13 protein-coding genes are annotated in these 12,179 nt (G+C 36.2%); 1 reads left to right on the plus strand and 12 read right to left on the minus strand.

The window, feature by feature from the left end; genetic code table 11:
* Nucleotide 1: 1 nt before the first annotated feature.
* From BCR23_RS00210 to BCR23_RS00225, 4 genes are all read right to left on the minus strand, one after another.
* A complete protein-coding gene (locus BCR23_RS00210; protein ID WP_069633493.1) occupies nt 2-970 on the minus strand; it encodes a PhoH family protein in 969 nt (322 codons plus the stop codon).
* Nucleotides 971-1,107: 137 nt separating this feature from the next.
* A complete protein-coding gene (locus tag BCR23_RS00215; protein ID WP_069633494.1) occupies nt 1,108-1,557 on the minus strand; it encodes a GatB/YqeY domain-containing protein in 450 nt (149 codons plus the stop codon).
* 25 nt (nt 1,558-1,582) lie between these two features.
* On the minus strand, nt 1,583-1,759 hold the full coding sequence (gene rpsU, locus BCR23_RS00220) for a 30S ribosomal protein S21 (protein WP_002356740.1): 177 nt from the start codon (nt 1,757-1,759) through the stop codon (nt 1,583-1,585).
* Nucleotides 1,760-1,964: 205 nt separating this feature from the next.
* Nucleotides 1,965-2,393, minus strand: a complete 429-nt coding sequence (locus BCR23_RS00225; protein ID WP_141706659.1) for a Fur family transcriptional regulator — start codon at nt 2,391-2,393, stop codon at nt 1,965-1,967.
* Between the two features lie 98 nt (nt 2,394-2,491).
* Between BCR23_RS00225 and BCR23_RS00230 the strand changes: the two genes are divergently transcribed.
* Nucleotides 2,492-3,349 (plus strand): pyruvate, water dikinase regulatory protein, encoded by an 858-nt coding sequence (locus BCR23_RS00230; protein WP_069633495.1) that lies wholly within the window; start codon nt 2,492-2,494, stop codon nt 3,347-3,349.
* Between the two features lie 52 nt (nt 3,350-3,401).
* Here the strand turns inward: BCR23_RS00230 and thrB are convergent, their stop codons facing one another.
* The 8 genes from thrB to BCR23_RS00270 form a co-directional block, all read right to left on the minus strand.
* Nucleotides 3,402-4,265 carry a homoserine kinase gene (gene thrB / locus BCR23_RS00235; protein WP_069633496.1) on the minus strand — a complete coding sequence of 288 codons (864 nt, stop codon included), beginning with the start codon at nt 4,263-4,265 and terminating at the stop codon, nt 3,402-3,404.
* On the minus strand, nt 4,262-5,320 hold the full coding sequence (gene thrC, locus BCR23_RS00240) for a threonine synthase (protein ID WP_069633497.1): 1,059 nt from the start codon (nt 5,318-5,320) through the stop codon (nt 4,262-4,264). The genes thrB and thrC overlap by 4 nt, the downstream gene beginning before the upstream one ends.
* A gap of 4 nt (nt 5,321-5,324) precedes the next feature.
* Entirely contained in the window at nt 5,325-6,614 is a 1,290-nt protein-coding gene (locus BCR23_RS00245; protein ID WP_069633498.1) for a homoserine dehydrogenase, read from the minus strand.
* A 133-nt stretch (nt 6,615-6,747) separates the two neighbouring features.
* Entirely contained in the window at nt 6,748-7,035 is a 288-nt protein-coding gene (locus tag BCR23_RS00250) for an ArsR/SmtB family transcription factor (protein ID WP_069633499.1), read from the minus strand.
* 134 nt (nt 7,036-7,169) lie between these two features.
* Nucleotides 7,170-7,946, minus strand: a complete 777-nt coding sequence (gene proC, locus BCR23_RS00255) for a pyrroline-5-carboxylate reductase (protein ID WP_069633500.1) — start codon at nt 7,944-7,946, stop codon at nt 7,170-7,172.
* Nucleotides 7,947-8,023: 77 nt separating this feature from the next.
* Entirely contained in the window at nt 8,024-9,748 is a 1,725-nt protein-coding gene (locus BCR23_RS00260; protein ID WP_069633501.1) for a phospho-sugar mutase, read from the minus strand.
* Nucleotides 9,749-9,858: 110 nt separating this feature from the next.
* A complete protein-coding gene (locus tag BCR23_RS00265; protein WP_069633502.1) occupies nt 9,859-10,587 on the minus strand; it encodes a nitroreductase family protein in 729 nt (242 codons plus the stop codon).
* Between the two features lie 29 nt (nt 10,588-10,616).
* Nucleotides 10,617-12,059 (minus strand): aminotransferase-like domain-containing protein, encoded by a 1,443-nt coding sequence (locus BCR23_RS00270; protein WP_069633503.1) that lies wholly within the window; start codon nt 12,057-12,059, stop codon nt 10,617-10,619.
* Nucleotides 12,060-12,179 lie beyond the last annotated feature (120 nt).

Consider the following 12,179-nt stretch of genomic DNA (forward strand, 5'->3'; position numbering starts at 1 on the left):
TCTAATTTTGATTCTCTTTTTCATATGCTCTAATGATTTGAGCCACAACTGGATGTCTGACAACATCTCCAGCATCAAAATGAACAAAAGCAATTTTATTGATTGATTTTAATGTTCTTTCTGCATGAATCAACCCACTAGCAACACCTTTGGGTAAATCAATTTGACTTGTATCACCATTAACGATCATACGAGAATTAAAACCTAGTCTTGTCAAAAACATCTTCATTTGGGCAACAGTCGTATTTTGAGCTTCATCTAAAATGACAAAAGCATCATCCAACGTACGCCCTCTCATATATGCTAGTGGCGCAATTTCAATAACACCACGCTCCATTAGACGGTTAGTATGATCCATCCCAAAAACTTGATACAAGGCATCATAAACTGGACGAAGATAAGGATCTACCTTTTCTTTCAAATCTCCAGGTAAAAAGCCCAAGCTCTCTCCAGCTTCAACAGCAGGACGAGTTAAAATTATTTTTTGGACTTCACCTTTTTTTAGTGCAGCTATTGCCATAACAACAGCTAAAAATGTTTTACCTGTTCCAGCTGGGCCAATCCCAAAAATAATATCATGTTTTCTTACTGCATCAATGTATCTTTTTTGACCAACATTTTTGATACGAATCGCTCTGCCATGATGATCTTTAATTATTTCTTCTTCATACATTGTAACAAAAGCGTCCAAATCACCGCTTTTTGCCATCTTCAAGGCAGATACAACATCTGGGGTACTCACCTTAATCCCCCGTTGAATCAATACTTGTAACGTGCGTAATACAGATGCAATCAATTGAACTTCAGATTCTTCACCAATTAACTGAATTGTCTCACCGCGAGTATTGATCGTTACTGCGGTATTATCTTCTAAATATTTTATATGTTTATCATGGGTTCCTAAAAGCATACTCACATCATCGGAATCACTTAATTTCAATTCCAAAGATATTGACTGATTTTCTGTCAAAAAACGCCCATCTCCTTTAATTTTTTCATTCCTTATAATCATACCATATTATTTATTTATAAAAAAGAAGACATCTCTTTTGTATTGGTTTTTTAAACAAAAAAACCAACGAAAATCCGTTGGTTTCTTCATTATGACTAATTCTCTTTTAGTAATTCTTTTACAATTGCATTGACCTGATTGCCATCTGCTTTACCTTTGACTTCAGGCATTACAGCACTCATGACTTTACCAAATTCTTTAGGTGAAGACGCTCCGGTCTGATCAATTGCCTTTTGAACGATCTGATGAATCTCTTCTTCAGAAAGTTGTTTTGGCATATATTTTTCAACAATTGCGATTTCGATTTTTACTTTGTCAGCAAGATCGTCACGTCCCGCTTTTTCAAACTCTGATAAAGAGTCTCTGCGTTGTTTCATCTCACGAGATAAAACCGTTAACTCTTCTTCTCCGTCCAAATCACGGCTAGTTTTAATCTGCTCATTTTGAATGGCTGCCTTCAGCATACGAAGTACAGACAAAGTATCTTTATCTTTTGACTTCATAGCTGTTTTGATATCGTCATTCAATGTTGTTAGTAATGACATACAACCAGCTCCACTTCATCGAAAACTAGAATTTTTTACGTTTTCTAGCTGCTTCAGATTTTTTCTTACGCTTTACACTTGGTTTTTCGTAGAATTCACGTTTACGAGATTCTTGTAAAGTACCCGCTTTTGAAACGGAACGTTTGAAGCGACGAAGAGCATCGTCAAGAGATTCGTTTTTACGAACGACAGTTTTTGACATGTTAATTCCCTCCCTCCGAGCTTAAAAAGTAACCGTTTTTTATATTTATGAATTATTTGACATAAATAAAATACCGTTCTTTTTACATTATATCGAATGGTTATTTTAACGTCAACCTTTGTATTGAAAAAATGTACAAAAAAGTGCCAAAATGAGCAATGTTTTACACATATATGAAATATTCAAGTTGTTTTCTGAAAAAAAGTCATCTACATTCCTCACAACGGCCAAAAATCTCAAATCGATGACCTTCAATTTCACATCCGTTTAATTGTTCTTTAAAGAAATCCATTGGACACATGTGGATTTCTTTTGTCTTTCCGCAAACTGTACAAATAAAGTGATGGTGATGTCCTACTTCGTGGCAACAACGAAAGCGAAACTTCTTTTCCCCGTTCAAATCAGTTGTTTCCAGAAGTTCAAAATCTGCAAAGTCATGTAAATTTCGGTAAATAGTGTCGTAACTAACCCCATTGAATTCTTGGTTCATAAATTCATAGACTTCTCTTGCGGAGACATATCGATTGCGTCTAATCAAATAAGTGATCATTGCTTCTCTTTTTTTTGTATATTTTAAGCCATTCTCTTTCATTACTGCTAATGATTGTTCTATTTTAGAATTGGATTGCACCATTTTATTACCTCCAGAGATCAAATCAGAACCATTACGAATAAGATTCATGAAGGTATGGTATAATATATCTACAAAAAAAGCAAGAAAGGAATCATATTATGTCAATTGATGAACAAAAAAAATGTGTAACAATCTTTGTTATCTCTGATTCAGCTGGAGAAACAGCATCAAAATTAGCAGCAGCGTCCATGGCTCAATATCCTAGCGTTGATTTTTCATTATTCAGACGAACATTTGCCAAAGAAGAAGTTAAACTAAGAAAAGCACTTGAAGATGCAAAACGTGAAAACGCAATGGTTTTACATACAATTGTTAATGAGCGTTTAGTAAAAATTGCTAATGATTTTTTTGAGGAACACAATTTATATCATTTCGATATATTAACACCTCCCGTAGCTGAAATCGAACGCTTAACTGGCATTGCCCCAACTAGAGAAGCAGGTGCTTTACATCATTTAAATGAAAACTATTTTAAACGGATCGAAGCGATGGAATTCGCAGTGAAATATGACGACGGCAAAGATCCTAGAGGTTTCCTAGAAGCAGATGTACTATTACTAGGTGTTTCCAGAACATCAAAAACACCTCTTAGTTTATTTTTAGCTAATAAAAATTTAAAAGTAGCAAACTTACCTTTGATTCCAGAAGCACATTTACCAAAACAGCTTTGGGAAACAAATCCAAAAAAAATCGTTGGTTTAACTAATGATCCTGATATTTTAAACGGCATACGTAAAGAACGGATGAGAACTTACGGATTACCAGCTGATACTTCTTATTCGGATATTGAAAAAATCAGAAAAGAGTTAGCTTTTGCAAATGACCTCTATGAAAAGCTAGGCTGTGTTGTAATAAACGTGGCTTCACTTTCGATAGAAGAAACTGCTTCAATGATTTTAAATGCTCTTAACTTGGAAGATCATAGCTATTATGCAACAGAATCACCTGAAGCTTAATAATAATAAAAAACTAAAAGTAGTAAGACTACTTTTAGTTTTTTTTCATTATTTAAAACACCTGAATACCTTCTTTGTCGATTGATAATACATTAATCGCCGCTGAAAGTGGTAGTTTTTCCAATTCTTGAACCATTTTTTCTGTTTTTTCTTCTGGAGATAAGATTAAAACTGTTGGACCTGCTCCACTCAAAAATGCACCATATACGCCTACAGTATGCCCTAAATTCCGAATTTGATCTAAATGCGGAACTAGCTTTTTGCGGTAGGCTTCATGCCAACGGTCTTTTTCCATCATTACCCCTGCTAGTGGTAAATTGCCATTCAATATTGCAGCAATCATTACATTCGCAATTGAGCTAGCTTGCACTGCCTCTTTATAGGGAATAGATGCTGGTAACACGCTACGACTTTCAGATGTTAACAAATGAACATCTGGAATATAGGCAATCACATCACACATCGGAAAATGATGTTTCACAGAATGAACCTCGCCATCAACATAACTTGCAACAACAAAATCTCCACAAATTGCTGGAGCCACATTATCTGGATGTCCTTCGATTTCAGTGGCAATCTGCACTTTATCTTTTTGAGATAAGTTAAGATTTCCTAATCGGTTAGCAAGTTCAATACCTCCCACGATCACACTAGAACTGCTGCCTAATCCACGAGCTAAAGGGATATCCGACGTCATCTTCAATACCCTAGGCGTAAGATCAGGAGCGATTTTTAATGCTGTTTGAATCAATAAATTGGATTTATCGTTCGGGATATCCGTTCCCAGAGAATGCTTAATCACCCATTCTTCAGCAATTTCTAGTACTTCAATACTCAAGTACTGAGAAAGTGCAATACCACATGAGTCAAAACCCGGACCTAAATTTGCACTGGTTGCGGGAATTCTTATTTTCATAGTTCTGACACTCCATTACGTAAATGCATACGCATTTCCTCTAGATCACTCATTTTAGAAATTTTTACATCGGTTGCATTGATAGCTGTGTCGGGATCCTTTAGACCATTTCCAGTGAAAATAGTTACGACCGTTTCGCCTGGTTTGATTTTCCCACTCTTCACGTGTTGAATTACACCTGCTAAAGAAGCTGCCGAACCTGGTTCAACAAACACACCGTCTTGAGCCGCAACTTTACGGTATGCGTTTAAAATTTCTTCATCCGTTACAGAATCAATGAACCCTTTGGATTCATCACGTGCTGCTTCTGCCAATTTCCAACTAGCAGGATTTCCAATTCGAATTGCTGTTGCTATTGTTTCAGGTTGTTCGATTACTTCGCCTTTCACGATAGCAGCCGCTCCCTCTGCTTCAAATCCGTGCATTCTTGGTAAAAGTGTTCCTTTTTTGTCATGCCATTCCTTAAAACCTTTCCAATAAGCAGAAATATTCCCAGCGTTTCCTACTGGAATTGCTAAAACATCAGGTGCTTGTCCTAGTTGCTCACAGACTTCAAACGCTGCTGTTTTTTGGCCTTCTAAGCGATATGGATTCACAGAGTTTACCAGAGCTACTGCTTCAGTTTTCGCAATATCTCGAACGGCTTTCAGTGCTTCATCGAAATTACCTGGTATTGAAATTATATCTGCACCATAAATGATCGCTTGCGCTAATTTGCCCATTGCGATTTTCCCATCTGGGATTACGACATATGCTTTAACGCCTGCTCTTGTAGCATAAGCTGCAGCTGCAGCACTTGTGTTTCCAGTTGAGGCACAGACGATTGCTTTTGCGCCTTCTTCAACGGCTTTGGCAACAGCCATAACCATACCACGGTCTTTAAAAGATCCTGTGGGATTCAATCCTTCGTATTTTCCATATAGATTAATTCCTAATTCTTTTGATAAGCTATGCAATGGAATTAACGGAGTATTTCCTTCTGCTAATGAAATCATTGGTGTTTTGTCTGTAATTGGTAGATATTCCTTATATTGTTTTAATAGTCCTTCGTACATCTCATTACTCCTCCAATACTTTGAATGTATTTAATAATTCAAATTCATCTGTTGATTTTATTTCTTTAGTCACTTGCTTCATCTGCTCTTTTGTAATTGTATGTGTAATCGCAACGATTCTAGCTCTTGTACCATCAGATTTTTGCTGAACTAATTGGTCAAAGCTAACATTTGCCTCTGTCATTATTTGCGTTAATTTTAAAATTTGACCATGTCTGTCTGGTACTTCAATAGAGAAATAATATTTTCCAGAAATAGTCTCATCTGCAGCTAATTTAGTGTCGTGCTGATAGGAATTGAACATATGTCCTGTAGTCCCCAAACGAATATTTTTAGCAATGGTTATAATATCACTAACAACACTTGTTGCAGTTGGTTTAGCCCCTGCTCCTGGTCCGTAATACATTGATTCGCCCACACCTGAACTTTCGATAAAGACTGCATTGTATTCGTTACGAACGGAAGCAATAGGGTGAGATTTAGCAACAAGCATTGGTCCGACTTCTACCGCTATACTGCCTGATTGATTTTCAGAAGAACCAATCAATTTCACTTCGTACCCTAATTGAGCTGCCATTTCAACATCATCTAAAGACAATCCGCGAATCCCTCGGGTATCAACCTGATCCAATCTAATATTCATCCCAAATGCAAACTGACTTAAAATGACCATCTTATATGCTGCGTCGATTCCATCTACATCATTTGTCGGATCTGATTCAGCAAAACCTAATTCTTGCGCTTCTTTTAAAGCTTGATCATAAGATTTTTTTTCAGTGACCATTTGTGTCAGCATATAATTTGTTGTTCCATTCACGATTCCCAATACTTTTTGAATATTGTCAGCTGCCAAACTATTGGCAATAGTTCGTAAAATAGGGATTCCACCTGCTACACTGGCTTCATAATATAAGTCACAGTGATTTTTCTGTGCTAAAGCGACAAGTTCACTACCATGTTGCGCCAAAAGATCTTTGTTCGCAGTTACGATATGTTTGCCATTTTCTAAGGCTTTGGTAATGAAGGATTTTGCTGGTTCAACTTTTCCTATTAATTCTACAATTATTTTAATTTCATCATCATTGATAATATCATCAATATTTGTTGTGAGCTGGATATCAAATTTCTCAGCTAGTCGTTTTTTTTCTGTTTCATCACGTACCAATGCTTTTGAAATACTAATTTCCATCCCAGTCACCTGAGAAATTTTTTCTTGATGTTCATGTAAAATTGTCGGCACACCAGATCCAACTGTTCCCAGTCCGAGTAAACCCACCTTCATCTTATCCTTCATTCTTCTTCCTCCAACTATATAATTAGAATCATTTCATCTTATTCTAATAAAACATGGTTCTAGTATACCCAACTAACGTAAAAAAAACTACCCTTTTCTTTTAATTTCCCAAGGGAGTCATAGAAAAGGTGAGTTATTGGTGTTTGATATGTTCAAATGTCTGATTGAGGATATCTATAACATGGTGATCATCCAATGTATAATAGATAGTTTTACCTTCGCGTCTAGATTTTACTACGTGAGTATCTCGTAATAATTTTAATTGATGGGAGACGGCTGACTGCTCCATCGATAAACGTTCTCCGATTGCTGTCACGTTTAGTTCTCCTAGTTTTAGCAAAAGTAACATTCGCAACCTAGTTGGATCACTCAACACTTTATAAAGCTGACTTACTTTTTGAATTTCTTCGTTTTCTTTCATCGCTGAGCTCCCTTTCGTATTTTCTCTTGCTTATTATAGCAAATATTTTTTAAATGAGGATAGATTTTATTTCCATAATTATAAAAAAGACAAGTAGATAAAACATCATTACTTGTCTTTAATTAGTGTTAAATTTAACTATTTGCTTTTTTTACAGCATCCATCACTGCATATCTAAACCCATTTTTTTCCAACGCTGCAACACCTTTGATCGTACTTCCACCAGGAGAAGTTACACCATCTTTTAATTCGCCTGGATGTTTTTTAGTCTCAATGGCTAATTTCGCAGACCCTAACATCATCTGTGCAATGACTTCATAAGAAAGACTACGAGGCATACCTTCCATTACAGCACCATCGGCTAAAGCTTCCATAAATATATCGACAAAAGCAGGACTGCATCCGGCAACTGTACCGAAAGTACCTAGAATATTCTCGCTAACTTCTTCTATCTTTCCTAGTGATTCTAATACACGAGTTGCTTCCTCTTTTGATGCTCCTGGCATGTCAGAAGCAAAAACGGCACCAATCATTCCAGCGTTAACACTTACAGGTGTGTTCGGAATAGCGTGAACAACATGGATTTCTTTACCTAAAACAGCTTGAGCTTCTTCTACTGTATGTCCTGTGGCAACAGAGATAAGAATAGTACCTTTGGACATAAATGGTGCTGCTTGTTTTAAAATATCTAAAACAATTTTCGCACCCGTTGCGATAAATATAACTTTACATTCTTTAAATGCGTTATAATCTTTAATCAATTGAAAGTTGAATTTTTTTTGTAACGCTTCAGCGGTACCACTTGATCCACCTTTTACGAATAAATTTTCTGGTGTTACAATTTTCGCTTTTAAAAGACCTTCAATCATGGCACTTCCCATATGCCCAGCTCCTATAAATCCAATGTTCATCTTGATCACTCCTCATAATTTTTGCAAATGAAAGGACTGAAATAAACCTTCTATCTAGTTTTTTCAGTCCTTTTATCTTATTCTGTTAATGCATTAACTGCATGTTCAAAGTTCTTAATTTTTTGATTTGCTTCCACTTGAGAAGTGGCTTTTGTTGCCAAATAAAATTTAATTTTTGGTTCAGTTCCAGATGGGCGAATTGCAATCCAACTGCCGTCTTCTAAGAAGTATTTTAGCACATCTGATGGCGGTGTTGTTAGTTTTTCGACTTTTCCATCAGAAGATGTACGTGTTAATTCTTTGAAATCTTCTGTTTGCGTTACTTTAATGTCAGCAAATGAAGTTGGCGCTTCTTCACGGAATTTTTTCATTAAAGCTTTAATTTTTTCACTACCTTCAATACCACTCAAGGTAACTGAAATAGTTTTTTCTTCATAGTAGCCATATTCTTCAAAAATATCTTGTAATCCATCATAAAGTGTTTTTCCTTGTTTTTTGTAAAAAGCAGCAACTTCCGCCAATAAAACTAATACTTGGATTGCATCTTTATCACGAACGAAAGATTTCACCAAATAACCATAGCTTTCTTCAAAACCAAACATAAAAGTTTGTGAATGATCTTCTTCATATTGTTGAATTTTTTCTGCAATAAATTTAAATCCAGTTAAAACGTCTACCATTTTTGTCTTATATTTTTCTGCAATCGCTGTAGCTAGTTCACTAGATACGATTGATTTCAACACTACTGCATTTTCTGGTAACGTACCTGCTTGTTTATGAGCTTCTAAAATGTATTGAATCATGATCGCTCCTAATTGATTACCTGTTAAAACCTGATACGATCCATTAGGTAAACGAACAGCGGCTCCTAAACGATCTGCATCTGGATCTGTGGCGATCAATAGGTCTGCTCCTTCTTTTTCACCTAAACGAATTGCATATTCAAAAGCAGAATGTTCTTCTGGATTCGGTGATTTAACTGTTGTAAAATCAGGATCTGCAATGGCTTGTTCAGGTACAAGAACAAATTTTTCAAATCCAGCCTGTTTTAAAGCCTTCTCTCCTAGCATTTTTCCTGTACCGTGTAATGGCGTGTAGACTAGCTTTAATTCTTTCCCCATATCATCGATCAACTCTTGATTAATCGTAACGTTTTTCACTTCTTTTAAATAGGCCGCATCAACTTCTTCGCCAATGATTGTGATCAAATCACTCTCTTTTGCTTGATCGTCCGATAAAACATCAATTTTTAATGGATTCTCAATTTCACGGACATACTTAGTTAATGCATCTGCATCTGCTGGCGGCATTTGTCCACCATCAGCACCATAAACTTTATAGCCATTATAAGCTGCTGGGTTATGAGAAGCAGTAATCATAATACCTGAAAAAGCATTTAGATAACGAACAGCAAACGACAACTCTGGGGTTGGACGTAAACTTTCAAAAACAAATGCAGGAATATTATGTTGCGCTAAGGTTTTCGCTGCTTCCATAGCAAATTCTGGAGACATATGACGAGAATCGTAGGCAATAGCAACCCCACGACGCTTTGCCTCAGCACCTTGTGCATCTACAAAACGAGCCAAACCTTCTGTTGCTTGACGAATCGTAAAAATATTCATTCGATTGATACCTGCACCTAAAATCCCTCGCATCCCGGCAGTTCCAAACTCCAATGGCGCATAAAAAGCATCCTCGCATTTTTCAGGATCTTCGTTCAAATCGCTCAATTCTCTTTTTAAATTTTCTGGTATATTTTCTTCATTTATCCACTGTTCATAGACTTGTTCCCAAGACATGTTAAGCACCTCTTTTTATCATTTGTTTTCTTATCCACTAGTAAGTATATCATTCCATCGCCTTAGAAGAAAGTGATCCCTTAAAAAAGCTTTCTTATAAATTCTTTACGCTATTTCTTCAAAAGTCCCTGCATTTCTAATAGTTGATCCGTAATCATTACTGGTTCAGCTGCGAAATAATCCGAGAATTTTTGGCTCCACTGTTTTGTTTCTCTTGCTTCACCAAATATTTCCATTGTCTCATTGTATTCCTCAATCAAAGAATAATTGTATAGCTGAAACTTATCATAATGGACTACAGCCTTTTCAGGTAAACGTGGTTTGACTTCCATAGCTACAGTTGGTTTGCCTATGCTTAAACCAAATAATGGAAATGTATGTTCTGGCAATTCTAGTAATTGACTAATCTCTTTTCCATGTTTCCGTATACTTCCTACGACAACTGATCCCAGACCCAAACTTTCAGCAGCAATTACAGCATTCTCTAAAGCTAGCGCTGCATCAGTTGTAGCCAAAATAATCGGCTCGATACTTTCATCAATTAAATAAGGACTTTCGTGAGCCTTGCTCACCATTTTTGTTCGATAAAGATCACCAACAAAAATCAAAAAGACCGAACTTTTCAAGATTTGAGGATTCCCCGGATTCCATTTCACAAGCTGTTCTCGAATTACATTATCTTTAACAACAATAATGCTGTAAAATTGACCATTCATCCAACTGGGAGCTTGACGTGCGGCATCGACTATTGCTTGCAATTCTTCATTGGGCAAGACATAATTCTCATCAAAGTCTCGATAGCTGCGTCTATTTTTCAAAAATTCGATCGTTTCATTCATATTAATCTCCTCCATTTATTCTTATTTTATCATAGTGCATGCGAATCAAAAGTAATTTTTTTCGTGATTTTCTTCATTTTCTTTTCAAATATTGACAACTTATCTTCGTCTACTCTGGAAAAATTGATTCGTATACTATCCTGATTTTCACTAAAAATAAAACTTGGAGCAATTAATAGTCCTTCTTGTAGAAAAATTGCCCAGTCTTTTTGACGTAACCTCCCTCGTTTCCACTTTGCCCACAAATAAAAACCGCCTTTAGGCATTTCAACTTCCCATCCATCTATCTTGCTGACAACATCGAATACTGCCTGACCTCTTTCTTCTACCTTTTTCTTCAGATAAGTAGTTTTAGCTGAAAAGGCTTCATCAGTCAATGCCAAGTTCGCCAATACCTGGGGAAAAATACTCAATGAAAAATCCATCATCTTTCTTGCTTCAGCTAATTGTTGATTTACAGATGTCGGAGCACTTAACCAACCAATTTTTGTAGTTGACCCAAGAATTTTTGAAAGGGAACCGATATAAAGTACGTTTTCTGGATCTAATTTTTTTAGTGGCTGAATTTGATCCGATGAAATAAAATTTAATTTTCCAAAAACGTCGTCTTCTAATATTGGTACTTGGTAATTTTGACATAATTTAACTAATGCTTTTCTTCGTTTCATTGACATCGTTTTACCCGTTGGATTTTGGAACGATGGGTTAACCATAACCATTTTTACCCGATGTTGGCGAATCATCTTTTCAAGCGAGTCAAGACAAATTCCTTCCTCATCCATTTTCACACCATAAAGACGGATACCCGCTGCTTGGAAAATCGGTAACGCATAAAGAAAAGACGGATCTTCTATTGCTACACTATCGCCTGACTGGAGTAGTACTTGTAGAATCAAAAATAATGCTTGTTGAGCACCAGAGGTAATCAATAAACTTTCTGGGGGTAAGGAAAAGCCATACTCTTTTTCAGTCTCTCGACTAATTGATTGCCTCAATGGGAGATACCCTAAATCATCCTGCTGTTCTTCTTCTAAAAAATGCTTCCATGTTAATGGAGGAAACGCAAAACTGGGGATCAAATCTAATGGAAGTTCTCCTGTGTACAAATCTAATACATGTTCATTGGATTGTTTAAGCAACATTTCTATCTGCTCAATAAAAGGATCTACTTTGGCAAATGCGTTTTGCTGTAAATATTGGCGCCAATTGGTTCTTGGGGTGGTAGTGATTCCCCACTTCCCTTCATTGACGATCGTTCCGCTGCCTTGTTTTCTAACGATCCAACCTAAAGAAACAAGTTCGTCTAATGCATGAACAACGGTGGAACGATTGACTTGGAAAAATTCTGCTAGCTTTCTTTCAGAAGGTAAACGCTCACCGGGAAGTAGTTCTCCATTTTTTATATAAGACAGGATTAGTTCAATGATACTTATGTATATTGGCACGCCTTTTTCTTTTTTTAAAGACCACATTTTTTTGCCTCCTATTTGTTGATTTGGATTTTTGTTTTTTTGATTGATTCTTTATTATTGATATAGCTTAATTGTAGTATAACTTTATTTTTCTGTTTTCTTGATGTTTGATGGCATGTT

The organism is Enterococcus quebecensis (assembly GCF_001730365.1).
GTDB classification, from domain to species: Bacteria; Bacillota; Bacilli; order Lactobacillales; family Enterococcaceae; genus Enterococcus_L; species Enterococcus_L quebecensis.

Coding starts and splice junctions, on each gene's coding strand:
- rpsU (WP_002356740.1), bottom strand. CDS start 1,759: ATGTCAAAAACTGTCGTTCGTAAAAACGAATCTCTTGACGATGCTCTT.
- thrB (WP_069633496.1), bottom strand. CDS start 4,265: ATGAAAATAAGAATTCCCGCAACCAGTGCAAATTTAGGTCCGGGTTTT.
- BCR23_RS00260 (WP_069633501.1), bottom strand. CDS start 9,748: ATGTCTTGGGAACAAGTCTATGAACAGTGGATAAATGAAGAAAATATA.
- BCR23_RS00230 (WP_069633495.1), top strand. CDS start 2,492: ATGTCAATTGATGAACAAAAAAAATGTGTAACAATCTTTGTTATCTCT.
- BCR23_RS00250 (WP_069633499.1), bottom strand. CDS start 7,035: ATGAAAGAAAACGAAGAAATTCAAAAAGTAAGTCAGCTTTATAAAGTG.
- BCR23_RS00215 (WP_069633494.1), bottom strand. CDS start 1,557: ATGTCATTACTAACAACATTGAATGACGATATCAAAACAGCTATGAAG.
- BCR23_RS00270 (WP_069633503.1), bottom strand. CDS start 12,059: ATGTGGTCTTTAAAAAAAGAAAAAGGCGTGCCAATATACATAAGTATC.
- BCR23_RS00265 (WP_069633502.1), bottom strand. CDS start 10,587: ATGAATGAAACGATCGAATTTTTGAAAAATAGACGCAGCTATCGAGAC.
- thrC (WP_069633497.1), bottom strand. CDS start 5,320: ATGTACGAAGGACTATTAAAACAATATAAGGAATATCTACCAATTACA.
- BCR23_RS00245 (WP_069633498.1), bottom strand. CDS start 6,614: ATGAAGGATAAGATGAAGGTGGGTTTACTCGGACTGGGAACAGTTGGA.
- proC (WP_069633500.1), bottom strand. CDS start 7,946: ATGAACATTGGATTTATAGGAGCTGGGCATATGGGAAGTGCCATGATT.
- BCR23_RS00225 (WP_141706659.1), bottom strand. CDS start 2,393: ATGGTGCAATCCAATTCTAAAATAGAACAATCATTAGCAGTAATGAAA.